Origin of the sequence: Streptomyces sp. NPDC127092, from assembly GCF_042722475.1 — a bacterium.
Classification (GTDB): Bacteria; Actinomycetota; Actinomycetes; order Streptomycetales; family Streptomycetaceae; genus Streptomyces.
On sequence record NZ_JBHXFE010000006.1, the window covers coordinates 197,549 to 220,554 of the forward strand.

20 protein-coding genes and 2 pseudogenes are annotated in these 23,006 nt (G+C 73.0%); 9 read left to right on the top strand and 13 right to left on the bottom strand.

Annotation, left to right across the window (positions count from 1 at the left end; genetic code table 11):
* Positions 1-68: 68 nt before the first annotated feature.
* From ACFWJO_RS07790 to ACFWJO_RS07800, 3 genes and pseudogenes are all read right to left on the bottom strand, one after another.
* Positions 69-527, bottom strand: a complete 459-nt coding sequence (locus ACFWJO_RS07790) for a hypothetical protein (RefSeq protein ID WP_386863913.1) — start codon at positions 525-527, stop codon at positions 69-71.
* A gap of 216 nt (positions 528-743) precedes the next feature.
* A pseudogene (locus ACFWJO_RS07795) lies at positions 744-1,913 on the bottom strand (collagenase); the annotation flags it as partial.
* 391 nt (positions 1,914-2,304) lie between these two features.
* Complete coding sequence (locus ACFWJO_RS07800; RefSeq protein WP_385695435.1) at positions 2,305-3,057, bottom strand: PIG-L deacetylase family protein; 753 nt, start codon at positions 3,055-3,057, stop codon at positions 2,305-2,307.
* A gap of 177 nt (positions 3,058-3,234) precedes the next feature.
* On the opposite strand from ACFWJO_RS07800, the gene asnB reads away from it, so the two are divergent.
* From asnB to ACFWJO_RS07830, 6 genes are all read left to right on the top strand, one after another.
* Positions 3,235-5,055 carry an asparagine synthase (glutamine-hydrolyzing) gene (gene asnB, locus ACFWJO_RS07805; RefSeq protein ID WP_386863914.1) on the top strand — a complete coding sequence of 607 codons (1,821 nt, stop codon included), beginning with the start codon at positions 3,235-3,237 and terminating at the stop codon, positions 5,053-5,055.
* The gene (locus tag ACFWJO_RS07810) at positions 5,045-6,013 is read left to right on the top strand and encodes a PrpF domain-containing protein (RefSeq protein WP_386863915.1); all 969 of its coding nucleotides are present in this window, start codon (positions 5,045-5,047) and stop codon (positions 6,011-6,013) included. Before asnB ends, ACFWJO_RS07810 begins: the two co-directional genes overlap by 11 nt.
* Positions 6,014-6,108: 95 nt before the next feature.
* Positions 6,109-6,855 carry an SDR family oxidoreductase gene (locus tag ACFWJO_RS07815; protein ID WP_384422803.1) on the top strand — a complete coding sequence of 249 codons (747 nt, stop codon included), beginning with the start codon at positions 6,109-6,111 and terminating at the stop codon, positions 6,853-6,855.
* 60 nt (positions 6,856-6,915) lie between these two features.
* Entirely contained in the window at positions 6,916-8,481 is a 1,566-nt protein-coding gene (locus tag ACFWJO_RS07820; RefSeq protein ID WP_386863916.1) for a class I tRNA ligase family protein, read from the top strand.
* A 199-nt stretch (positions 8,482-8,680) separates the two neighbouring features.
* Positions 8,681-10,051, top strand: coding sequence for a D-inositol-3-phosphate glycosyltransferase (mshA, locus tag ACFWJO_RS07825; protein WP_386863933.1), 1,371 nt, complete (start codon positions 8,681-8,683; stop codon positions 10,049-10,051).
* 217 nt (positions 10,052-10,268) lie between these two features.
* Positions 10,269-10,460, top strand: a complete 192-nt coding sequence (locus ACFWJO_RS07830) for a hypothetical protein (protein WP_386863917.1) — start codon at positions 10,269-10,271, stop codon at positions 10,458-10,460.
* Between the two features lie 96 nt (positions 10,461-10,556).
* Here ACFWJO_RS07830 and ACFWJO_RS07835 read toward each other — a convergent pair whose 3' ends face one another.
* From ACFWJO_RS07835 to ACFWJO_RS07865, 7 genes and pseudogenes are all read right to left on the bottom strand, one after another.
* A complete protein-coding gene (locus ACFWJO_RS07835) occupies positions 10,557-11,660 on the bottom strand; it encodes a LuxR C-terminal-related transcriptional regulator (RefSeq protein ID WP_386863918.1) in 1,104 nt (367 codons plus the stop codon).
* Positions 11,661-11,832: 172 nt separating this feature from the next.
* Positions 11,833-12,876 carry a LuxR C-terminal-related transcriptional regulator gene (locus tag ACFWJO_RS07840; protein WP_386863919.1) on the bottom strand — a complete coding sequence of 348 codons (1,044 nt, stop codon included), beginning with the start codon at positions 12,874-12,876 and terminating at the stop codon, positions 11,833-11,835.
* Between the two features lie 97 nt (positions 12,877-12,973).
* On the bottom strand, positions 12,974-13,405 hold the full coding sequence (locus ACFWJO_RS07845) for a Fur family transcriptional regulator (RefSeq protein WP_384422817.1): 432 nt from the start codon (positions 13,403-13,405) through the stop codon (positions 12,974-12,976).
* 107 nt (positions 13,406-13,512) lie between these two features.
* Complete coding sequence (locus tag ACFWJO_RS07850) at positions 13,513-14,418, bottom strand: SAM-dependent methyltransferase (RefSeq protein ID WP_386863920.1); 906 nt, start codon at positions 14,416-14,418, stop codon at positions 13,513-13,515.
* Positions 14,419-14,636: 218 nt separating this feature from the next.
* Positions 14,637-15,119, bottom strand: coding sequence for a GNAT family N-acetyltransferase (locus ACFWJO_RS07855; protein ID WP_386863921.1), 483 nt, complete (start codon positions 15,117-15,119; stop codon positions 14,637-14,639).
* Between the two features lie 105 nt (positions 15,120-15,224).
* Positions 15,225-16,136, bottom strand: coding sequence for a M56 family metallopeptidase (locus ACFWJO_RS07860; protein WP_386863922.1), 912 nt, complete (start codon positions 16,134-16,136; stop codon positions 15,225-15,227).
* 110 nt (positions 16,137-16,246) lie between these two features.
* Positions 16,247-16,600 (bottom strand): annotated as a pseudogene (locus tag ACFWJO_RS07865) (BlaI/MecI/CopY family transcriptional regulator); the annotation flags it as partial.
* Positions 16,601-16,685: 85 nt separating this feature from the next.
* On the opposite strand from ACFWJO_RS07865, the gene ACFWJO_RS07870 reads away from it, so the two are divergent.
* Positions 16,686-16,865, top strand: coding sequence for a hypothetical protein (locus tag ACFWJO_RS07870; RefSeq protein ID WP_384422827.1), 180 nt, complete (start codon positions 16,686-16,688; stop codon positions 16,863-16,865).
* A gap of 29 nt (positions 16,866-16,894) precedes the next feature.
* On the opposite strand, the gene ACFWJO_RS07875 is transcribed toward ACFWJO_RS07870, so the two are convergent.
* From ACFWJO_RS07875 to ACFWJO_RS07885, 3 genes are all read right to left on the bottom strand, one after another.
* A complete protein-coding gene (locus ACFWJO_RS07875) occupies positions 16,895-17,176 on the bottom strand; it encodes a metal-sensitive transcriptional regulator (RefSeq protein WP_128981368.1) in 282 nt (93 codons plus the stop codon).
* A gap of 44 nt (positions 17,177-17,220) precedes the next feature.
* Positions 17,221-19,503 carry a heavy metal translocating P-type ATPase gene (locus tag ACFWJO_RS07880; RefSeq protein WP_386863923.1) on the bottom strand — a complete coding sequence of 761 codons (2,283 nt, stop codon included), beginning with the start codon at positions 19,501-19,503 and terminating at the stop codon, positions 17,221-17,223.
* 106 nt (positions 19,504-19,609) lie between these two features.
* Entirely contained in the window at positions 19,610-19,900 is a 291-nt protein-coding gene (locus ACFWJO_RS07885) for a cation transporter (RefSeq protein ID WP_384422838.1), read from the bottom strand.
* A gap of 163 nt (positions 19,901-20,063) precedes the next feature.
* Here ACFWJO_RS07885 and ACFWJO_RS07890 point away from each other — a divergent pair, with 163 nt between their 5' ends.
* Together ACFWJO_RS07890 and ACFWJO_RS07895 are read left to right on the top strand one after the other, a co-directional pair.
* Positions 20,064-21,047, top strand: a complete 984-nt coding sequence (locus ACFWJO_RS07890; RefSeq protein WP_386863924.1) for a hypothetical protein — start codon at positions 20,064-20,066, stop codon at positions 21,045-21,047.
* Between the two features lie 62 nt (positions 21,048-21,109).
* On the top strand, positions 21,110-21,808 hold the full coding sequence (locus ACFWJO_RS07895) for a copper homeostasis protein CutC (RefSeq protein ID WP_386863925.1): 699 nt from the start codon (positions 21,110-21,112) through the stop codon (positions 21,806-21,808).
* Positions 21,809-23,006: the final 1,198 nt, after the last annotated feature.

Below are 23,006 nucleotides of genomic sequence, written 5' to 3' on the forward strand. Positions count from 1 at the left end.
ACCAGACCCCCGGCCCCCACCTATCATAGCCGCACCCCCCCCCCGCGACTGGTGCGTCACCCGGCGGGTCAGCCGTTGGCGGTGACCCGGCGCACGCCGCTGCAGGCCAGCGCCGTGCTGCCCTCGTAGTTGCAGGCCTGGATGTCGATGTATCCGCTCTCTCCGATGGAGAGGTTGAGGTCGGCGCAGTTGCCGTTGCCGAGGTTGTACTGCACGTTGCGCCAGGTGCCGCCGTTGATGCGGTACCAGGTGCCCGGATGGTGGCCGTCGGCCGCCGTGTCGCAGGTGTACAGATGCTCGCCGTACGGCTGGAAGCAGCTCCAGGCGCCGCTGACCGCGATGCCGTAACAGGGGTAGTCGGCGGCAACGCTCTTCACGCTGGTCACGGACGCCCCGTCGGACGTCGGTGAGGCGGAGGACGCCGCCGAGGCGGGCGTGACGAAGGCGGCGCTCACGCCGACGCCCAGGGCGAGCGTGCCGAGGAGGCGGGAGAGGCGCGTCGTGCCGGTTCTCGTTGCAGTGGCCATGATGGGACCTCCGGTCAGGAAGTGAACGGTGGGCATGGGCCGTACTGGTGGTGCGTCGCGCGATCCCAACCTTGCAAGTTCATGACAGGTTCACCACCCCGTCATGTCCCTTTGGCTTGTTCACATCCTTGGCGGCCGGATATCGCCCGACCGCCTCCGCCACAGCCTCCGTCGACGCTTCCGCAGCCGCCGGGGAGTCCGAGCCGAGGCGTCCGATCAGCCCCGCAGCGGGCCCTCGCAGCTGTACGCCGCCGTCGCCGTCGTTCCCGTCGCCCTGACCGGGCCGAACCAGCAGTTCATGTCCGTGAAGTTCGTTCCGCCGGGGAGTGCCGCCTCGATCAGGGTGCGGTCGGCCGCGGCCGTGAAGTCCCGGAACACCGTGTCGCCGTTGGCCGCGTCGGCCGTCGCCGTCGTCAGGCTGCCGCCGCACACGAAGCGCCGGTTGGTGCCGGTGTCGCCGGTGTCGGCGCACTGCGGTGCGGTGCCCGAGGCCGTGGCGAGCGCCGCCCGTACCTGCTCCGCGGTGCCGTGCGTGAGCGTCCCGGTCGGCTGGAAGGTCGTCGCGGGCACGTACAGCTGGTCGACGATCGCGATCTGGGCGTCGAGGAAGGCGTCGTACGCACGCTGTACGGCCGGGTCGGCGCCGAGCCGGTTGCGCCAGGCGTCGAATCCGGTCACGTCACCGGCGCGCAGGAAGCCGTACATGGCCTGGAGCTCGCTCGGCCGCTCCCGCCACAGGTACTCGAAGAAGGTGCCGGCGTAGTCGTAGAAGCGGAAGCCGTCGCCGTCGTACGTGGCGTGGAGCAGCTGGTCCACCGTCATGCGCGGGCCGCCGGAGGCGGTGTCGTCGATGACGCCCTGGACGAGCGAGCGGCGCACCCGTATGCCGTCGTCGCGGGTGGCGCCGTCGAAGAACTCGGCGGTGCCCTCGTCCATCGCGGTGGTCCGGTCGCCGGTGTACCAGGGGCCGGAGCCGAAGGTGCCGGGGACCGCGAACCGGCCGTTGAGGTAGTGCGCGTACTCGTGGCGGAACAGTTCCTCCAGGGTCAGGGAGGAGTCCTCGGGCACCCGCCGCTGGTAGGTGTAGAAGGTCGCGCCGTCCTCGATGTACATGCCGCCGTTGTTGGTGCTCAGGCCGTAGAGGAGCGTCTGATAGGCGACGTAGTCGGCGCGGGAGGCGTAAAGGACCACCGTCAGGGCGGAGTTGGTGTCACCGGCGAGCGGCGCATCGGTCCCGAGGACGCGGTGGAAGTGCGCCTTGACCTGCTTGCTCGCGTAGTAGAGCTGGTCGACCGTCGTCTTGTCGAGCCCGGTGCGGACCTTGATGGCGCCCTTGTCGTACACGTAGGTGTACGGGAAGAGCCGGGCCTCCAGCTCGGCCTTGCACTTGGGCGACTTGCACGGGGCCGTGCCCGCCTCGGCCGCGGGGCGGGTGGCGCGGCGCTCGGCGTGGTCGTACGCCTTGTCGTGCCCGCCGGGCTTGGGCGCGGACGCGGAGGCGGGCGCTGGGACGGGCCCGGACGCGGCCACGGGCACGGGCCCGGGCGCGGAGGCGGGCGCCGGCGCGGCCGTCGCGGTGGTGGCGGGGAGGAGGAGGGTCGCCGCGCAGGTGGTGGCCATGGCCATGGCTCTCAGGAGCGCGCGCACGGGTCTCGGACGGGACACAGAGGTCTCCTGTCGTCGGGGAGGGGCCTGCTAGTGCCGCGTAACATAGCAATGTGAAATTGTATTGAACACCCTTGAGGCCGGGGCGAGTTCGCGCCCGGCCCCGGTCGCCTCAGTCGATGTGCACGATCTGGAACGCCTCCGCCATCCGCCCCGCCGGCAGCCCGCCCGCTCGCGCGTGCTCGCTCAGCCAGTCGCGCAGCAGGCCCGCCAGGTCGTCGAAGTGGGCCGTCTGGGAGGTGTGGATGCGCAGGGCCTCGACCTTGCGGTCGAAGACGGGGGTGACGTCCACGTACTGGTTCGGCGTGGGGCCGGTCATCAGCCACAGCTCGTGGACCGTCCACGGCTCCAGGCCCTCCTCCTTCAGCAGCTCGGCGTGCGCGAAGGGGTTGCGGGCCTCGGGGTATATCGCGCGCAGGCAGGCCTCGCCGACCGCGCGGTGGTCGGGGTGGAGGTCGGCGGCGCGGGCCCAGTTGATCTCCGGGGACGGGACGATGCAGCGCTGCGGGCGGACCTCGCGGATGACCCGGCACAGGTCGCGGCGCAGGGGCACGTCCGCCTCGACGAAGCTGTCGGGGTAGCCGAGGAAGCGGACGTCGGCGACGCCGCTGAGCTTCGCCGAGTGGACCTGCTCGGCACGACGCAGGTCCGCCATGGCCTGGCGGGGGAGCAGCGGGTCGTAACCGCCGGCGCCGCCGTCGGTGACGATGCAGTACGTGACGCGGGTGCCGCGCTCGATCCACTGCATGACGGTGCCGCTCACGCAGAACTCGATGTCGTCCGGGTGCGCCGCCACCACCAGCAGTGATTCCGGCGCACTGCGGGCGGTCGGCTCCGGCAGGTCGGTCGTCGCGAAGTCCTCCATGGGGCCAGCCTGTTGGGCGTGCGGGGGCGTCGCAAGGCCATGTCGTGGCGTGAACCGGACATGGCACTTACGCGCCATCCAAAAAGTTGGTAGATTCAAATCATTGGGTGCGACATGTGAACGGGTGCGCAGAGACCTACTCGTAGCTCAGCAGAGAGAGACCGGAGGCGACCGCCCATGTGCAGGATTCTCGGCTCCTTCGCCGCGGGGGCGGACCGTCCCGACCCTGCCGAGCTGGCGGCGGTCTCGGCCCGCCAGCGGCACGGCGGCCCCGACGAGCACCAGGTGCTCAGCGGCCCCGGCTGGTCGCTCGGCTGCGACCGGCTCGCCGTCACCGACCCGTGCGGCGGCACACAGCCGTACCGGCTGCCGCACCTTCCCGGCATCCTCGCCGTCCTCAACGGCGAGATCTACAACCACGAGGAGCTGCGCCGCCGCCTCGCCGCCCGCGGCCACCGCTTCCCCGACCGCTGCGACGGCACGCTGCTGCCCGCGCTCTACGCGGAGTACGGCGCCGCCTTCGCCGAGCACCTCGACGGCATGTTCGCGGTCGCCGTGCTCGACCTGCGGCCCGGCAGCACCCAACTCGTCCTCGCCGTCGACGACATGGGCATGAAGCCGGTCCACTTCCACCACGACCCGTACGGCGCGAACGGCGCCGGCGTCACCCGCTTCGCCTCCGAGATCCCCGCACTGCTCGCCTTCGAGGGCGTGCCGATCGCGCCCCGCGAGGACGCCCTCGACACCCTCCTCGCCACCCGCACCTCGTACGCGACGCACACCGCCCTCGACGGCGTCGGCGTCCTGCCGCCCGGCGCGACCGCGGTCGTACGGCCCGGCTCCGCGCCCGTCGTGCGCCGCCGCGCCCCGCACGCGGGCCCGCGGCCGGTGGGAGACACGCAGGACGTGCTGCGCCACGAGGTGCGGCGGCTGGCCACCGCGGACGCGCCGGTGTGCGCGATCACCAGCGGCGGGCTCGACTCCGGGCTCGTCACGGCGCTGGCCGCCGAGCAGCGGCGAGAGACGGACGCCCCGCCGCTCCACACCTTCCACCTCACCTACCGCGGCAAGTGGCCCGACTCCGAGGCCGCGTACGCGCGCGCCGTCGCCCGCCGGGCCAGGACCGTGCACCACGAGGTGAGCATCGACCCGGACGAGATCCCCTCGCTGCTCACGCGGACGGTGCGGCACCTCGGGCAGCCCAACGCCGACCCGATCGCGCTGTCCACGTACGCGCTGTTCCGCGCGGTCCACGAGAACGGCTTCACGGTCGCCCTCGCCGGCGACGGCGCGGACGAGCTCTTCGGCGGCTACGACCGGATGCGGGCCGCGCTGGCCGCGCCGCCCGGCGTGGACTGGGCCGGTGCCTACGCCGACGCGCTCTCGGCGGCGCCGCGGCTGCTCCGGGAGCACCTGTACACCAGCTCGTACGCCGCGTTCATCGCCGACCACGGCTCGGCGGCGGACCGCGTCGAGGGCGAACTGCGCTCGGCGGAGGCGGCGGGCACGGACCGGGCGACGGCGATGAGCGCGTTCGAGACGCGCCGGCGGCTGCCCGCGTACCACCTGCGGCGGGTCGACCACCTGTCGATGGCGTGGGCGGTCGAGGCACGGCTGCCCTTCTGCCAGCCGAGCGTCGTCACCCACGCCCGCGAACTGCCGCCGGAGGCCCGGCACGGCAAGCGCGCCCTGTACGAGGCGGGCGCGGAACTGCTGCCCGCGTCCGTCCTGAACCGCCCGAAGCAGCCGTTCACGCTGCCGATCGCCGCGATGATCGCGCCCGGCGGCCCGCTCCTCGACACCGTGCGCGAGCTGCTGTCGCCGGCCCGGCTGGTCCTCGGCGGCAAGATCCGCGCCGACCGCGTGAACCGGCTCCTCGCCCGGCACCTGGAACGCCCCAACCAGCACATCGCCCTCGCGCTGTGGGCCCTCGCCGTCCACGAGCTGTGGACGGAGGTCGTCCAGGGCATGCGGATCCCGGTGGGCTGTGCGGCCTGAGGAGGGTGGCCGGCGGGGCCGCGCGCACGGCGTCCTCGCCCATGTCGTCCTCGCCGAGGACGCACCCGGGCCCACCCTCGTCGTGCGGCGCGACCGACTGCCGCCCGGGGCACTCGCGTCGAGCGGCGAGCTGGCGCGGTTGCGCCAGGCGCTCGCCCGTACGCCGTACGCCGGGCTCAACAAGATCGCGCTGTACGGGCCTTCGGCCGGTACGGCCGCCGACCTCGACTACCGCTTCGTCCAGGCCCTGCCCGGCGGGCGGTTCGACTTCCGGGCCGGATGCGGGCACTCGCTGCTCGCGTGCGTCGTCGCCGACGGGCGCGCGGGCAGGGAGGTGACCGTGCGGGCGGTCACGACGCGAGACGTCGTGCGGTGCGTGCCGCAGGGCGACGGCGCGTACACGCTGGACTTCCTGCGGCCGCCCGGCGTGCCGGGGACGCTCCCCACCGGCCGGCCCGTCGACGTCCTCGACGGCGTCCCCGTGACGCTCGTGCGCTACGGCAACCCGTACGTCCTCGTCGACGCCCGGCACCTGGGCGCCGACGCCCGGCACCTGCCGGCCGACTCCCCGCACCTCCCCGCCGACGCCCTCCAGGCGCGGCTCCTGGAGCTGCGGGCCCGTGCCGCCCGCCTGCTCGGGTACGCGCCCGAATCCCCGCTCCCCAAGATCGCGCTCTTCACGCGCACCGGCCCCGACCGCCTCGCCGTCCGGGCGCTCACCGTCGGCGGCTGGCACCCGCGGCTCGCCCTCACCGGTGCCGCCGCGTTCGCCGCCGCCGGGGCGCTCGGCGGTACCGTCGTCGGCGGGCCCGTGGCGCGGCTCCGCACGCCGCACGGCGGCACCGTGACGGTCTCCACCGCGCCGGACCGGGTCCGGGTCCACCACAAGCGGGCCCGCCTGCTGCAGCGTCTCGAACTGCCCTGGCCTGCCCCTTGGCGTATCCACGCAACGGCGTGAACGCGCACCCGTACGGCCGGGTGATCCGCCGCTCACCTCTGCCACGCTGAACGGGACCGACCGGCTTTCGGTATCCGTGGGGAGAGCAGACACACATGAAATTCGAGAACCTGCGTGTCGTCGTGACCGGGGCGTCCCGCTATTTCGGCCGCGCGCTCGCCGTCGGATTCGCCCACCTCGGCGCCGAGGTCTACGTGTCGGCCCGCACCGTCGAGGCCGCCGAGCGCACCCGCGCCGAGGTGATGGGCTCCGCCCGGGACCGCATCCACGCCTTCGGCTGCGACCTGAGCAGGCCCGCGGAGATCCGGGAGTTCGCCGCCCGCGTCGGCGAGCGCACCGACCGGGTCGACCTGCTGGTCAACAACGGCGCCCGCTGGCTCGACGGCATGGACCTGGAGTCGGCGAGCGACGACCAGATCGTGGAGACGATCGAGTCGACGGCCGGCGGCACCGTCCTCATGGTGAAGCACTTCCTGCCGCTGCTGCGCGGCTCGCTGCGGCCCGACATCGTCAACATGGTCGCCGTCCGCGACGCGGAGGGCGCCTCCGCCGCGACCGCCTCGGCGGCGCACGAGGCCTTCTGGGCGGCGAAGAGCGCCCAGGCCGGCTTCGCCGACATCCTCTCCCGCCGCCTCCGGCCTTCCGGAGTACGGGTGTTCTCGCTCTTCCCGCCGGACTTCTCGACGTCCGACCCGCGGTTCGCGGAGTGGGACGGCGCGAACCCGGACGGCGTCGCACCCGACGAGAAGCTCACCACCCAGGCGCTCTTCGAGTGCATCGTCTACGCCGTCGAGCAGCCCCGTGACTGCTTCATCCGCTCCTTCCACTTCGAACCTCGCTGACCGAAACCGCTGACAGAAGACCGCTGACAGCTCATCGCACGACAGCGTCAAGGAGGTCCCATGAGCACCCCCGTCTGGATCACCGCGACCCCTCCGGCCACCCACGGCGAACTGCACATCGGCCATCTGGCGGGACCGTACGTCGCGGCCGACGTCCTCACCCGCTTCCTGCGCGCCGAGGGCGAGCCCGTCCGCTTCACCACCGGCACCGCCGACCACGCCAGCTCCGTCGAGGTGCGGGCCCTGCGCCACAACCGCAAGCCCGAGGAGGTCGCCGAGGGCTACCGCGCGGCGATCACCGCCGACTGGCTGCGCTCCGGCGTCGAGTTCGACCACATCGTCAGGCCGCGCCGGGACCGCGGGTACGCGCGCTGGGTGCAGGAGCTGTTCAGCCGGCTCTACGCGCAGGGCGTGATCGCGCCGCGCACCCGGCTCCTGCCGTACTGCGAGCCGTGCGAGCGCTGGCTGTACGGGGCGCACGTCACCGGCTCCTGCCCGCACTGCGGCGCGTCGAGCGACGGAGGCATGTGCCACGAGTGCGCGCGGCCGAACGACGGCGGCGACCTGATCTCGCCGCGCTGCTCGATGTGCGACGCACCGGCGGTCGCCAAGCGCTGCCGCCGGCTGTACGTGCCCCTCGAACCGTTCCGCGACCAGCTCTCCGACTACTGGGCGCTGGCCGGCCTCCCGCCGCGGCTCGCCGCGCTGTGCGAGTCGCTCGTCGAGGACGGCCTGCCGGACATCGCGGTCGGACACCCGGCCGAGTGGGGCCTGGAGGTGCCCGTCGAGGGCTTCCCCGACCACCGGATCGACGCGTGCTTCGAGGCCGCGGCGATGCACCTGTTCGGCTACGACACCAAGGGCCCGTTACCCGCCCGCACCATCCACTTCTGCGGCTTCGGGCACACCTTCTGCCACGCCGTGCTGCTGCCGGTGCTGCTGCTCGCGCAGGACGTCAAGCTGCCGCAGGAGTTCAACGTCAACGAGTCGTACGTGGTGGAGGAGGGCGTCCAGGAGGGCAACGTGTGGGCGCTCGACCTGCTCACCGAGTACGGCTCCGACACCCTGCGCCGGCACGTCCTGCAGGCCCGGCCGACCGGCCGCAGGACCGTCCACCAGCGCGACCGGCTCGCCGCCGCGCGCCTGGAGCTCGACGAGAACTGGAACAGCTGGCTGACCCGGCTCTTCACGGCCGTGCGCGAGGAGTGCGACGGCGTCGCGCCGCAGGCGATGCCCGGCGGCACCGGCTGGGAGATCCTGGAGCGCCGGCTGCACCGCGGCGTGGACGACCTGCGCGAGGCGTACGGCCCCGACGCCTTCGACCCGCGCCGGGCGGTCGCCGTGCTCGACGAGATGGTGCGCTCGGTCGCCGACTTCGGCTACGTCAACGCCCACGAGCGCTGCCGTCCCACCACCTCCTGCCGCCACCTTCCGGCGCTCGCCGCCCAGCTGGCGGTGGCCTCCGCCCTGTCGGCGTGGTCACGGCCGGTGATGCCGGAGGGCGCGGACCGGCTGGCGGCGGCGCTCCAGGTGGCGCCGGGGCGGCCGGTGGACTGGTCGGCGCTGATCGCACCGCTGCCGGGGACGCGGCTCGCGCCGCCGTCCGGGCCGGTCTTCGGATTCTGAGCCCGTGCCCGGTCGTCCTCGCTCCTCACTTCTAATCCGCTAAGAAGTCGCGTACTTGGCGTCCCCGCGCCACCCCTGTCGCATCCCCAGCAGGTCCAGCACCTCCCACCGCTTCCCTGCCGCGTGACCGTGCGCGCCGCGCGCGGGGCCACGTGGCCGGCCCACCCCACAGGAGCCCCACGTGTCCCTGCGCGTCGCCATGCTCAGCGTCCACACCTCCCCGCTCCACCAGCCCGGTACCGGGGACGCCGGCGGGATGAACGTCTACATGGTCGAGCTGTCCCGTGCCCTGGCCGAACAGGGCGTCGAGGTCGACCTGTTCACCCGCTGCCGCGGCGAGGGCCTGCCCGGCCTCGTCGACCTGGAGCCCGGCGTGCGGGTGCGGCACCTGGCAGCGGGCCCGCGCCGGGCGCTGCCCAAGGAGGCCATGCCGGACCTGGTCGTGCCGTTCTCGCTGGCCCTCCTGAAGGAGTTCCGGCGGTACGACCTGGTCCACTCGCACTACTGGCTGTCCGGGCAGGTCGGGCGGATCGCCGCCTTCGGCTGGGGCACACCGCTGGTGCACACCGCGCACACCCTGGCCCTGGTGAAGAACGCCCACCTCGCCGAGGGCGACACCCCGGAGCCCGAGCTGAGGATCCGCGGCGAGCACCAGGTGGTCGGGGACGCGGACCGGCTGATCGCCAACACCGGCGACGAGGCGGAGGCGCTGCGCACGCTGTACGGGGCGGACCCGGCCCGCACCGAGGTGGTGCGGCCCGGCGTGGACCTGCGCACCTTCGGTCCGGCGTTCGGGCCGGGTGGGGCGCCGGGCGGCGGTCCGGCGGAGGAGAGGCGGGCGGCGCGGGCGCGGCTCGGGCTGCCGGCCGACGCCTTCGTCCCCTTGTACGCGGGGCGGATCCAGCCGCTGAAGGGGCCCGACGTGCTGGTGCGGGCGGTCGCCGAACTGCTGCGGATGGCTCCGGAGTTGCGGTCCCGGCTGCTCGTGCCCGTGGTCGGCGGGCATTCGGGGGCGACGGAGCAGGGCACGGTGTGGCGGCTCGCGGCGGACCTCGGCGTCGCGGACGTCCTGAAGGCGTGTCCGCCCGTACCGCAGGAGCGGCTGGCGGACTTCTACCGCGCGGCCGACGTTCTCGTGGTGCCGTCGCGTTCGGAGTCGTTCGGACTGGTGGCCCTGGAGGCGCAGGCCTGCGGGACGCCGGTGCTGGCCTCGGCGGTGGGCGGGCTCCCGTCGGCGGTGTGGGACGGGGTGACGGGGCTGCTCGTCCAGGGCCACGATCCGGTGGAGTACGCGCGCCGGCTGCTGTGGCTGGCCCGGAACCCGCGGGCCCGGGTCACGATGGGGGAGGCGGCGGTCCGGCACGCCCGGGGGATGAGCTGGCGCGCTTCCGCCACGCGGACGATCGACGTCTACGAGGACGCGCTGGCGGGGCGGGAGCGGACGGCCTCGCGGATCGCGGAGCGGATGAACTCCGGCCCGGCCGGACGGGTGGGGCAAGGGCGGCGGCACGCCCCTGCCCCGGCGGCCCCTCTCTCCTGGAGGAACGAGAAGGCCGTTGCACGAGTCTAGCATCTCTTTTGGTCTAACCAAAGGTTAGAGGCGGCCCGGATGAGCCAATTCCGTTCATTCGGCGGCGCATTGACGCACTCACGCCATGGCACATCCACGCATCGAGAATCCCTGGATTCGCTCTGGAGCGCCGGACAGAATAGAGATGTCTTCAGGGAACGCCCGGCGGCACGGGCCCCCGGAAGGCGGAATTCACATTCCCACTCCTGGAGGAATCATGTCCGCTCAGCAGAACACCGGCCTGCGCAAGACCGTCCGTCAGTTCGCCCTCGCCCTGGTGGCGTGTCTGGCGGTCGCGGGCGGTGCGGCGGCGGTCGCCGGCTCCGGCGACGCCGAGGCGCCCGCGGCCCCCCGCCTGATGCTGGCCGACGACAACTGGCCGGTCCCGACCCCGGCCCCCTCCAACTGAACAGCAGAACCCGAGAGAAAAGCCCCGCGATCGCCCTGCCACGATCGCGGGGCTTTTCCGTGCCCGCTTCCGTGCGAGCCGTGAATGCCTCGGCCGTCAGTCCAGCCAGCCCATCCGCACCGCGCGCACACCCGCCTCGAATCGGCTCGTCGCGCCCAATTCCTGCATGAGTTCCGAGAGCATTCGGCTCACCGTGCGCAGCGACACCCCGAGATTCCGGGCGATCTTCTCGTCCTTCATCCCGGTGGCCAGCATCCGCAGGGCCGCCCGCTGCTGCTCCGACAGCCCGTCGCCGCCCCGCTCGGCGGCCGCCCCGGAGCCGTAGGGCACGGCCGTGTGCCAGCAGTGCTCGAAGAGCCCGAGGTACGAGCGGACCAGCGCCCGGCCGCGGGCCAGGATGGCGCCCTGGCGCGCGTCCTCCGGCCGGATCGGCAGCAGGGCGTACTGCTGGTCGATGATGACCATGTTGAGCGGGACGACCGCGGCGACCCGGATCTCCGCTCCCAGTTCGCTCCGGGCGTCGAGCAGTTCGGCCACGTCGGGGCGCGTGGCGTGTTCGTGCGCGTAGATGGCCCGGACCCGGATCCCCTGTTCGAGACGCCGCCGGTCACGGGCGAGGGTCACGTCGTGCACCTCGCGGCTCGGCCCGCCCGGGTACATGGACGCCGAGCTCTCCTGCATGACGTCGATGATGTCGTCGAGGGCCTGCTGGATGCGCCGGTAGTCGGTCAGCGCCTCGACCTCGACCTCGGAGCCCGCCAGGACGCTGGCCCGCAGGAACGTGCCCGCCAGGGTCTCCAGCGTTCCGTACGCCTGGTCCGCCTCCTCCAGATGCTCCCGCAGCCGGGCCCGCTCGCGGTCCAGCAGCCGCAGCAGCGCGATCTCCGGGTCGACCGCGGCGACCGTGTCGGCGTCCGGCTGCCAGGCCGCGTTCCGCACGTCGGCGATGGTGGCGTGGGTGCGCGTGGTCGGGACGACCAGACCCAGCGCGATCAGCTCGGCCCGACATCGCTCGTACTCCTCGGCGGTGAGTCCTAATCCCGCCGCGACCTCGGGGAGGTTGGACACCCCGCGTCTGCGCAGCTCCTGGTAGAGCGCGACGAGCCGGCCGTCCGCCGGTCCGTACGCCGTGCCCCCGGCCGCGCGGTCCGCCGCGCCCTCCGCCGGTCCGTCGCCGCCGAGACCGCTCGTCGTGATCACGCGAGGTTCCCCCTTCTGGTCTTCGTGGTCCCGTGTCCCGTGTCCCGAATCCGTGTCGCGCATCCGTGTCGCGAATCCGTTGTCGCACCCCAAATGGCCAGGTTACGCGTCGTGTTCGGGAGCCGGTGTGCGGCGTCGAGCCGTCCGGACGGGGGCGGCACGGGCGCGCGGGCTACGTCGGCTGCTCGTACGGCTCGCCGTCGAGCAGGCCGAGCCGGGCCGCCTTCACGCCCGCCTCGAAGCGGCTCGCGGCGTCCAGCTCCTGCATCACCTCGGAGATCAGCCGGCTGACCGTACGCAGCGAGACGCCCAGGTTGCGGGCCACCTGCTCGTCCTTGATCCCGGACGCGAGCATCCGCAGGGCGGCCCGCTGCTGCTCGGAGAGGCCGTCGCCGCCGCGCTCGGCGGGCTCCTCGTGGCCGTACGGGGTGGCCGCGTGCCAGCAGTACTCGTACAGGGCCCGGTAGGAGCGCACCAGGCCGGGGCCGCGGGCGAGGATGGCGGCGGAGTCGGGGTCGCGCGAATCGGTGGGCAGGAGCGCGAAGTTCTCGTCGGCGAGCACCATGTTCATGGGCACCACGGGCGACAGGCGCACCTCGACGCCGAGGGCGGCGCGCTCCGCGAGGTGCTGCACCATCTCCGGCACCTGGCCGACCCGGTGGCTGTACATCGCCTGGACGAGCACGCCGCGGGCCACCCGGTCGCGGTCCCGCTCCAGCTCCAGGGACATCTCGTCGCGCCGCACCGATCCGGTCAGCATCGAATGCACGGAGCTTCGCACCGTGTTCGTCAGGTCGGCCAGTTCCCGGCGGATCCTGGCCGGATCCTCGACGATCTCCACCTCGACCTCGGAGCCGGGTTCCATCCCGGCCCGCAGAAAGGGCCCTGCCAGCGTCTCCAGGGTGGTGTGCGCCCGACTGGTCTCGGCCAGCCGGTTCTCCAGGCGCTCGCGCTCGTGCTGGAGCAGCCGGAGCAGGGCGACGTCGGGGGCGATGACGAGGGGGACGGAGGCGTCGGTGCCGTCGGCACCGGCGGAGGCCTGGTCGATCAGGCCGAGGGAGACCAACTCCTCGCGGCAGCGGTCGCGTTCGGCACCGGTCAGTTCCAGCCGGTGCGCCGCGTCGTCGAAGGACGCGCCGGTCGTGCTGCGTAACTCCTGGTAGAGCGCGAGGGCCTGCTCGCTTCCCGTACGCGCCCCGGCGGCGTTTTTGGACACGACGCAGCAGACTCCCCTCGGATCGCGCGGATCCTGTTGAAACGCCCCGCTAGACCCTGCCACAAATTCGAACGCGACGCACGGTGTTCACGTGCTTTCAGCGCGAAGGGGGCTCTTCGTGGCAGTCGGGGCAAAGGCCCTTGAAGACCACCTCGGCGTCGCTGACCCGCCACTGCGGCAGACTGCCGCGCGGCGGCGCGGGGGCGGTGGCGGCGACGTTCTCCACGCGGCCGCAGTTCTGGCACAGGGCGTGCTGGTGCGCGGGACCCGAGATCTCGAAGACGGCCGGCAGGCCCGGGCGGTCGAACTTGCTGACCAGGCCGGTCTCCTGGAAGTGCCGCAGCATCTCGTAGACGGCCTGGCTGGTCAGGGTGCCGAGACGCTCGCGGGCGGTCGCGGTGATCGCCTCGACGTCGAGATGGCCGCCGGCGGCGAGCACCGTGAGCACCTCGAGGCGCGGACCGGTGACCCGCAGGCCGACGTCGCGCAGGCGCTGGATCACCGCCTCGCGGCCCGTCAGGTCTTCCACGACTGCCATCTTCTCCGCCCGCCACCCGCCACCTGGTCGGCCCAAACCTTTGTGGGCATCGTACATCTTGGCGGTCCCTGGCGTCAGGGGTCCTGCCGGGGAGTGCGTCAGTCGTCGGCCCGGCAGACGAGCAGCACGCTCTCGGTCCGCTCGTCGATCCGGTGCCGCCGCCGGCCCTCGATGTGCAGGCCCGCCGAGTGCAGCTCGGCCGCGAGGCGCTCGCCGTCCACGATCCACTTGTCGGTGGTGAGCACCACCCGCTCGGTCGACAGCTTTCCGGTCCGCGCCGAGTAGTACGTGATCCGCTCGCTCATCGTGCGCAGGTCGAAGGTCTGCCGGGCCACCACCCACTCGTCGATGCCGTCGAACCGCGGCACCTGGAAGGCCCAGGTGCGCTGCGGCTCGGCGACCAGGCCGGGCAGCAGATGTGCCGTGTAGTCGAGCGCGAGCGCTCCGCCCGCCCCCAGGTGCGAGGCGATCTCGCGCAGCAGCCGGGGCCGCGCGCCCGGCGGCACGGCGGAGACCATCGCGCCCGCGAGCAGCGCGAGCCGGTAGTCGCCGTCGAGCCGCAGCTCGGTGAGGTCGGCCCTGGTGGTCACGATCAGCCCGGCGACCTGCGGACCGATGCGCCGGGCCCAGGTCTCGAGGCGCTCCAGGGCGGGGCCGTCACGGTCCACGGCCTCCACGGCGAAGCCGTGCCGGGCGAAGGGGACGGCGAGCCGTCCGGCGCCGGAGCCGAGATCGAGAACGGGGCCGCCGGTGGACCGGGCGAGACCGAGGTACCGGACGATGTCGGCGCTGTGCGGGCCGAGGAGCGCGTCGTGGAGCCAGACCGAGTCCTCGTCGCCGGGCGAGACGGTCTCCAGTCCGGGCAGGGTGTCGGACTTGAGCCGGATGCCGGCGCCGGGGGCGGGCAGTTCGAGGTGGTCGACGTGGAGGTCGTACCGGGACGGCAGGACCGGTGCGAGCGTCGCGGGCACGACGGGCAGGGAAGTGCCGCTCGGTGTGTGCATCGCTCCTCCAGGGCTCGCTCGGTCCGTGCCGTCCGGGCGAGGCTCCCGTGCCGCCGGGGCCGCGCCGCTGTGCTCCATCCTGACCTGCGGCGGAGCGCCGGTTCCAGCGGAAGCGGGGGCGTGAACACGCGATGGCGTGAGTCCGCCAGGGCCCGGGAGTCGGAGGACCGGAAGGCGACCGGGCGGCAGAGCGGCCTCAGTCCGGCAGGGGCCGGGGGTCAGAGCGGGCGGCTCCGGCGGTTCGCGCCGCCCAGCGGGACGAAGCCCTGCTTCTCGTAGAAGGGGAGCGAGGGGTCGTCGTCGGCCGGCAGCGTCACCCGCTGCTCGGTCGCGCCGAACGCCCGCATCCGCTCGCTGGTCGCCGCCAGCAGGGCCGTGCCCACACCGCCGCGGCGGGCGCCGGGGATCACGGCCAGCGCGTACAGCTCGCCCTCGCCCGGGACGGGCACGCCGCCGGCCACCGCGCCGAGCACGGTGCCGTCCGCGTCGGTGGCCACCAGCCAGCCGAGCCAGCCGGGCGCGCCGCCGGGAATTTCAATTTCCGCGCGGATACGGGGGAGTGCGCATTGCGCGGAGACGAGCCGGCGGGTCGGGATTTCTCCGAGTATTTCCGCGTAGCTGCCCCGAATGGACTCCGCAAGCAGCCTGGATATCGTCGTCGCGTCGGGGGCTTGCGCCGCCCGCACGTCCGCCAGCTGCATTGGTCCGTACCCTTCGACGTGCCGAGCTGAACGCCAACGTACCCACAATAGCCGGGAATTCGGCCACCATGTGACCGATGTGAAATCTACGAATTCCCTTAGTAATTAATTCGGGAACGAACAGCAGGCGATGATCAGCGGTGCGGCCGCCAGGCCGGCCGCCGCGATCGTCAGCAGTCCCCACAGCACCGGATGCCCCACGCTGTGCGGGGTGAGGATGCGGCGCATGCGCAGCGCCGCCGACGGGCCACCGGCGCCGAAGGCCTCGCGCGGCGCCTTCCCGGAGGCCAGCGCGTACAGGGCGGTGGCCAGCGCGTCACGCGAGCAACGGCGCAACGCCCGGTCGTCCGCGGCCATTTCGAGCAGCAGCGGCACCGCCGTACCGCCGTGCCGGGCCAGCGGAAGGTACGGGAAGACCGACGCGAACGACTCCGCGGCCGCCACCAGCAGATGGTGCCGTCCCGAGATGTGCGCCCGCTCGTGCGCCAGTGCGGCGGCCAGCTGAGGCTCGGTGAGGGTGTCGATGGCGCCGGAGGAGACGACGACGCGGCGCGAGCGGCCGGGCAGGCAGTACACGGCGGGCCGCTCGTGGTCCAGGACGGTGGCGCCGAGACCCGGGTCGTACCGCCCGACCAGCCGCAGCGTCTCCGCGTGCCGGCTGCGCCGGCGGCGGGCCCGCAGCAGCGCGCGGACGAAGCCGGTGACCGGTACCGAGAGCACGGCGAGCCCGAGGCCGAGCGCCGTGTACTCCAGCGGGCTCAGTTCGAGGAGCTGCCCGGGCGGCGGGAGCCGGAGCGCGAACAGGGCGTCGCTGAGGCGGTGGCCGGTCTCGCTGGGCAGGATCAGCTGGGTCGGGAGCAGCGCGGCCGACCCGGCGAACAGCGCGCCGCTCGCGACCCACACCGCGAGCGCGAGCCGTGGCACCTGCTGGACCCAGCGGGCGCGCACGAGGAGCCAGGGGACGACGAAGCCGGTACAGAGGATCAGGCCGAGCGGCGGCAGGGTGTGGTGGTTCACCGGTGGCCGCCGCCCTCGCCGTAACCGCCACCGTCGCCGTAACCGTCACCGTCGCTGTAACCGCCACCGTCGCCGTAACCGCCACCGTCGCCGTATCCGCCGCCCGGTGCGCGCCGGGCGGTGCGCAGGGCCGCGTCGAGGGCGGCCATGTCCTCGTCGGAGATGGTCTCGACGAACCGCAGCAGCGCGGCGGGCCGGTCCTGGCTATCGCCGAGCGCGTCCTGCATGAGGCCCGCGGTGTACTCCTCGCGGCTGCGGACGGGTTCGTACAGCCAGGCCCGGCCGGATTTCTCGCGGCGCAGCCAGCCCTTGCGGTGGAGTATGTCCGCGACGGTCATCACCGTCGTGTAGGCGACCCGGCGCCCCAGATTGATGTCGTCCACGATCTCGCGGACCGTCGCGGGCCGCTGCCAGGCCCACAGCCGGTCCATGATCTCGGCCTCCAGCTCTCCCAGCCGGCGCACGTGCATCCCCTCCCCGCTCACGGGCGGCTCATCGTACGGGCCGCCTCACCCGCTCAGGTATACCCCCCAGGGGTACGATGGCGGGATGACGACCCTCATGACGAGCCTGTCGACGACCCTCATGAAGAACCGCCCCTGCGCGAAGGTCTGCGTCCCCGGTCCGCCGGCTTCGGCGGAACTGGTGGTCCTCCGTCAGGTGCTCGGCCTCTGTCTTCGGCTGAGCGTCCGGCTGACCGCTGACTGCCCTTCGCACAAGGGCGGCTGACACTTTTCTCTTGTCGCACGCGGAGTGCGTCAGGTCCGGATCAGGCGGGCGATGGCCTTCGACGCCTCGCCGACCTTGACCTTGGCCTGGTCCCCGCCGGCCTCGATGGCCTCCGTGACGCAGCAGCTCAGGTGCTCGTCCAGGAGGGCCACCGCGCAGGACTGGAGCGCCGCGTTGATGGCGGAGACCTGGGTCAGGACGTCGATGCAGTAGACGTCCTCGTCGACCATCCGCTGCACTCCCCGGACCTGCCCCTCGATGCGGCGCAGGCGTCTGATGATGTCTTCCTTGTGCTGTACGTAACCGGCCACGGCGGCCTCCTTGTCGGACAGTTACAGCAGGCGGTGGCGGTCGGTCACGCGGTTCGGCCGTCGGCGGCCCGGAAGCCGCGCAGGCGCAGGCTGTTGCCGACCACGAAGACCGAGGAGAAGGCCATCGCGGCACCGGCGATCATCGGGTTGAGCAGTCCGGCCGCGGCGAGCGGCAGGGCGGCCACGTTGTAGGCGAAGGCCCAGAACAGGTTCGAGCGGATGGTGCCGAGGGTCTTGCGGGAGAGCCGGATGGCGTCGGCCGCGGCCCGCAGGTCGCCCCGTACCAGAGTCAGGTCGCCGGCCTCGATGGCCGCGTCCGTGCCGGTGCCCATCGCGAGGCCCAGGTCGGCCTGGGCGAGCGCGGCGGCGTCGTTGACGCCGTCGCCGACCATGGCGACCGAACGGCCCTCGCCCTGCAGCCGCTTGACGACGTCGACCTTGTCCTGCGGCATGACCTCGGCGATCACCTCGTCGATGCCGACCTCGGCGGCGACGGCCTCGGCGACCGCCTTGTTGTCGCCGGTCAGCAGGATCGGCGTCAGACCGAGCGCGCGCAGCCGCCTGATGGCCTCGGCGCTGGTCTCCTTGACGGCGTCGGCGACCTCCAGGACCGCGCGGGCCTGGCCGTCCCAGGCGACCGCGATGGCGGTCCTGCCGGCCTTCTCCGCGGCGTCCTTGGCGGCCTTGAGGGACGGGGTGAGCTCCATCGCCCACTCCTGGAGCAGCTTCTCGCGGCCGACGAGGACGGCGTGTCCCTCGACGACGCCCTGGACGCCGAGTCCGGGGATGTTGGCGAAGTCCTCGGGCGTGGGCAGGGTGCCGACGCGGGCGGCGGCGCCGGTGGCGACGGCCTGCGCGATCGGGTGCTCGGAGGAGTGCTCCAGGGCACCGGCCAGACGCAGGACGTCGTTCTCCTCCGTACCGGCGGCGGTGTGGACCTTGAGCAGGGTCATCCGGCCGGTGGTGACGGTGCCGGTCTTGTCCAGGACGATCGTGTCGACCTTGCGGGTGGTCTCCAGGACCTCGGGACCCTTGATGAGGATGCCGAGCTGCGCGCCGCGGCCGGTGCCGACCATGAGGGCGGTCGGGGTGGCGAGGCCCAGGGCGCACGGGCAGGCGATGATCAGGACGGCGACGGCGGCGGTGAAGGCGGCGGTGAGGCCCTGCCCCGTACCGAGCCAGAAGCCGAGGGTGCCGAGCGAGAGCGCGATGACGATCGGCACGAAGACGGCGGAGATCTTGTCGGCGAGGCGCTGGGCGGCGGCCTTGCCGTTCTGGGCGTCCTCGACGAGCTTGGCCATGCGGGCGAGCTGGGTGTCGGCGCCGACGCGGGTGGCCTCGACGACCAGACGGCCGCCGGCGTTCAGGGTGGCGCCGGTGACGGAGTCGCCGACCCCGACCTCGACCGGCACGGACTCGCCCGTCAGCATCGAGGCGTCGACGGCCGAGGAGCCCTCGACGACGGTGCCGTCGGTGGCGATCTTCTCGCCGGGCCGGACCAGGAAGCGGTCCCCGACCTGGAGTTCGGCGGTGGGCACGGTGACCTCGCGCCCGTTCCTGAGGACGGTCACCTCCTTCGCGCCCAGCTGCATCAGGGCCTTGAGCGCGGCGCCGGCCTTGCGCTTCGAGCGGGCCTCGAAGTAGCGCCCGGCCAGGATGAAGGCGGTGACGCCGGCCGCGGCCTCCAGATAGATGTTCCCGGCGCCGTCGGTGCGGGCGATGGTGAACTCGAAGGGGTGCGTCATGCCGGGCGTACCGGCGGTGCCGAAGAACAGCGCCCACAGCGACCACAGGAACGCGGCGATCGTGCCGACCGAGATCAGCGTGTCCATCGTGGCCGCGCCGTGCCGGGCGTTGGTCCAGGCGGCCCGGTGGAAGGGCCAGGCGGCGTACGTGACGACCGGCGCGGCGAGCGTGAGGCTCAGCCACTGCCAGTACTCGATCTGCAGGGCCGGGACCATCGCCATGGCGATGACGGGCACGGCCAGGGCGACGGCGGTGACCAGCCGCTGCCGGAGCGGCCGCAGCTCGGCGTCGGCCTTCTCCTCGTCGGAGGGGCCGTCCTCGCCACTGCCGGAGGAGCCGGCCGGGCGCTCGGGCTCGGGCTCCTTCGCGGTGTAGCCGGTGGCCTCGACGGTGGCGATGAGCTCGGCGACGTCGATGTCGGCGTCGAAGGTGACCTTCGCCTTCTCGGTCGCGTAGTTGACGGTGGCCTCGACCCCGTCCATGCGGTTGAGCTTCTTCTCGATACGGGCCGCGCACGAGGCGCAGGTCATGCCGCCGATGGCGAGCTCGACCTGGGCGGTGCCGGGGGTCGTCGTTGTCATGAGGCTGCTCCTCGTTACGTGGTACGGGTCGGGGGCCGGGGCCCGGGCGTGGTGGGCGAGCCCCGGCGGCCGGGTCGGCGCCGGCGGCGCCGGTCGAGCCGGTCGCTCAGGCGCGGCCGGTCAGCTCGTAGCCGGCGTCGTCGACCGCCGCGGCGATGGCGGCGTCGTCCGGCGCGCCGCCGGTGGTGACGGTCACCAGACCGCCGGCCACGTCGACGTCCACGGAGACGACGCCGTCGAGCGCGCTGACGGAGTTGGTGATGGCGGTCTTGCAGTGGCCGCAGGTCATGCCGGAGACGGCGTAGACCGTGGCGGTGGTGTCGGCGACGGCGGTGGCCGTCGTGACCTCGACGGTGTTGGTGGAGCAGCTGTTGTCGGGGGTGCAGCAGGAACCCATGTCGTCCTCCATCGGAGCTCTTCTAGATACCCTCGGGGGGTATCGGCGTGATCCATGTATACCCCCCTCCCGTATCCCATGCAAGTGTGGATCCGACTTGACTTGATACCCCCCAGGGGTATTGTGAGGTGCATTGAAGCCACCCATGTACAGGAGAGCAGCCATGAACACCGGAGTGAAGATCACTGCCTTTGCCGCCGCGCTCGCCGCGACCTTCGGGACCGCGTACGGGGTCGGCAAGGGCGTCGGACCCGTCGACGAGCCGAAGAAGGCAGAGCACGCGGGGCACGCGGAGGCGGCGCCGAAGGGTGAAGGGGCCGCGGACGGCCACGCCGGCCACGCCGAGGGCGCGGCGAACGCGCCCGCGGCCGGCGGCCTCCAGGTCTCCGAGGGCGGCTACACCCTGGCCCTGGACACCCCGACGCCCGCCCGGGGCAAGAGCACCCTCAGGTTCTCGATCAAGGACGCGGCGGGGAAGAAGGTCACCGCGTTCACCACGGAGCACGGCAAGGAGCTCCACTTCATCGTCGCCTCGCGCGACCTCACCGTCTTCCGTCACCTGCACCCGGTGAAGGCCGCCGACGGCACGTGGAGCGTGGCCGCGGACCTGCCGGCGGCCGGCGCCTACAAGGCCTTCGCCGACTTCAAGCCCGCGGTGAAGGGCGCGAAGGGCGTGACGCTGGGCGTGGACCTCTCCGTCCCGGGCGCGTACGCCCCGAAGCCGATGCCGCCGGTCGCGCCGACCGCCGACGTCGACGGCTACCAGGTCCGCCTCGGCGGCACGCTGAACCCGGGGAAGGCGGGCGAGCTGCGGCTCACCGTCACCAAGGCCGGGAAGCCCGTCACCGACCTGGAGCCCTACCTCGGCGCGTACGGCCACCTGGTCGCCCTGCGCGACGGCGACCTGGCCTACCTCCACGTCCACCCGAACGAGGGCGGCCCGGGCCCCGACGTCTCCTTCACGGCGACGGCGCCGAGCTCGGGGACGTACCGCCTGTTCCTGGACTTCCAGCACGAGGGCAAGGTCCGGACGGCGGCGTTCACGGTACGGGCGGGGGCGGCGGGCGCCCCGACGGGCGGCCAGGCGCCCGCGACCGCTCCGGCGGATGAGGCGTCGCACGATGCGGGAGGCCACTCGCACGGTTAGTCTGGTCCCGAACATTGGACTAGACCTGTAGGCGTCGTGCGATCCATGGAGGAACGGACTCGATGAGCAACCGTGCAGTGCTGGAGGTGATCGCGCTCGACGAGGAGGACGCGGTCGCTGCCCAGGCCGGTGGGGCGGATCGCCTGGAGCTGGTCACCGACATGGCGGCGGACGGACTCACCCCGTCCACGACCGGCTTCGCGGCGATCCGCGCCGCGGTGGACATCCCGCTGCGCGTGATGCTCAGACTGACGGACGGCTTCGCGGCCGGCGACGCGGGGCAGGTCGCGGCGCTGGTGGCGAGGGCGTCGGAGCTCCGCGAGGCGGGCGCGACGGAGTTCGTGCTGGGCTTCCTGACCCCGGACGGCGACCCGGACCTGGTGGTGGTGGAGCGCCTGCTGGCGGTCCTGGACGGCTGCCGCTGGACCTTCCACCGGGCGATCGACCGCGCGGCGGACCGCGACGCGCTGCGGAAGCAGCTGGCGGACCTGCCGGGCCTCGACACGTACCTGACGGCGGGGGCGGCAACGGGCGTCGACGACGGCCTCGCCACGCTGAAGGCGGAGGCGGCGCGCGCGGGCGAGGCGGGCTACGAGCCACAGATCCTTGTCGGCGGCGGGCTGCGCCTCGACCACCTGCCGGAACTCCGGGCGGCGGGCATCGACGCCTTCCACATCGGCGGCGCGGCCCGCCCGAACGGCTGGACGGCCCCGGTGGCGGCGGAGGCGGTACGGGGGTGGCGGGAGGCGTTGGACGGGTAGGGGGTGCGGTTTTGGTGGCGGGTTTCTGAGGCCGTACGGGTGGGCGTGGTGAGTGGGCTTCTGGTGCGGCCGCCCTTGTTCCGAGTGTGGCCCCCTCCACCACCGCGTCAAGGGCGCTCCCTTCGGTCGCGTCGCTTCGCGATGGCCTTTGGCCACCCTTGACCCGGTGGCTCCGGGGGCCTGTTCACACTCGGAGGGCGGCCGGGGGCCCGGCCACGCGGACCGGCCCGGGTAGCCATTCCCGCCGTAGGCGGATGGCGGCTGCGTGGGTGGGGGGCCGGGTATCGCTCCGGTCGGGGGGCATGTGCTCCCCGGTGGGGTGGGGCTCGGTTAGTGGCGGGGGCGGGTGCGTTCGTCTCCCTCGGTTGGGGGTGCGCGGCAGTGGAATGGGGTGCCCATTCCGGGCTTAGCGGCCATCGGCCGTCGTGCGGCTGAGACTCAAGCCCCGCTGGTCACTCCCGGTGGGTGGATGGTGGATGGCCGAGGCCGGTCGCGTGCAAACGTGGATATCCCGGGGCCGGGAAGCCACCGACCTGGCCTCTCACGTCACACAAGCACCATTCGTCACACCGAGGCCCGCGAGATCCCACTTTGCACGCCCGGGCCGACTCCACCCGGTGGGAAGGGTGCCTGCGGCGCCTCTGGAGTCACACTAGTCACTCTCCGTCACAGCGGTGGCCAACGAAGGCGTGGGGCATGGCGGTTGAGGCCTCCAGAGCGAGCAAAGGTGGATCGCGAGGGGCCAGGGTCGCCTCTCTCGTCACATCCGTTCTCTTCCGTCACACGACGGCCCGCGATATCCACGTTTGCACGCCACCGGCCCCGGCTACCCACCCGTCCCACCCACCGGGAGTGACCAGCGGGGCATGAACCCCGGCCAGACGACCGCCGATGGTCGCTTAGCCGGGATTGGGCACCCCATTCCACGACCGCGCACCCCGAACCGAGGGAAACGGACTCCCCGACCCCCGCCACTAACCGAGCCCCACCCCACCGGCGTGCACTGCCCAAGCCGTCCGGAGCGATACCCGGCCCCACCCACCACCGGCCCGCGCGCCGCCCACGGCGCGGCGGGCTACCCGGGCAGGTCCGCGTGGCCGGGCCCCCCGGCCGCCCTCCGAGTGTGAACAGGCTCCCGGAGCCGCCGGGTCAAGGGTGGCCAAAGGCCATCGCGAAGCGACGCGACCGAAGGGAGCGC

What these genes read in the sequence shown, in the direction of transcription:
- ACFWJO_RS07790 (WP_386863913.1), bottom strand. Translation starts at nt 527, where the DNA reads ATGGCCACTGCAACGAGAACCGGCACGACGCGCCTCTCCCGCCTCCTC.
- ACFWJO_RS07800 (WP_385695435.1), bottom strand. Translation starts at nt 3,057, where the DNA reads ATGGAGGACTTCGCGACGACCGACCTGCCGGAGCCGACCGCCCGCAGT.
- asnB (WP_386863914.1), top strand. Translation starts at nt 3,235, where the DNA reads ATGTGCAGGATTCTCGGCTCCTTCGCCGCGGGGGCGGACCGTCCCGAC.
- ACFWJO_RS07815 (WP_384422803.1), top strand. Translation starts at nt 6,109, where the DNA reads ATGAAATTCGAGAACCTGCGTGTCGTCGTGACCGGGGCGTCCCGCTAT.
- ACFWJO_RS07820 (WP_386863916.1), top strand. Translation starts at nt 6,916, where the DNA reads ATGAGCACCCCCGTCTGGATCACCGCGACCCCTCCGGCCACCCACGGC.
- mshA (WP_386863933.1), top strand. Translation starts at nt 8,681, where the DNA reads ATGCTCAGCGTCCACACCTCCCCGCTCCACCAGCCCGGTACCGGGGAC.
- ACFWJO_RS07830 (WP_386863917.1), top strand. Translation starts at nt 10,269, where the DNA reads ATGTCCGCTCAGCAGAACACCGGCCTGCGCAAGACCGTCCGTCAGTTC.
- ACFWJO_RS07850 (WP_386863920.1), bottom strand. Translation starts at nt 14,418, where the DNA reads ATGCACACACCGAGCGGCACTTCCCTGCCCGTCGTGCCCGCGACGCTC.
- ACFWJO_RS07855 (WP_386863921.1), bottom strand. Translation starts at nt 15,119, where the DNA reads ATGCAGCTGGCGGACGTGCGGGCGGCGCAAGCCCCCGACGCGACGACG.
- ACFWJO_RS07870 (WP_384422827.1), top strand. Translation starts at nt 16,686, where the DNA reads ATGACGACCCTCATGACGAGCCTGTCGACGACCCTCATGAAGAACCGC.
- ACFWJO_RS07880 (WP_386863923.1), bottom strand. Translation starts at nt 19,503, where the DNA reads ATGACAACGACGACCCCCGGCACCGCCCAGGTCGAGCTCGCCATCGGC.
- ACFWJO_RS07885 (WP_384422838.1), bottom strand. Translation starts at nt 19,900, where the DNA reads ATGGGTTCCTGCTGCACCCCCGACAACAGCTGCTCCACCAACACCGTC.
- ACFWJO_RS07890 (WP_386863924.1), top strand. Translation starts at nt 20,064, where the DNA reads ATGAACACCGGAGTGAAGATCACTGCCTTTGCCGCCGCGCTCGCCGCG.
- ACFWJO_RS07895 (WP_386863925.1), top strand. Translation starts at nt 21,110, where the DNA reads ATGAGCAACCGTGCAGTGCTGGAGGTGATCGCGCTCGACGAGGAGGAC.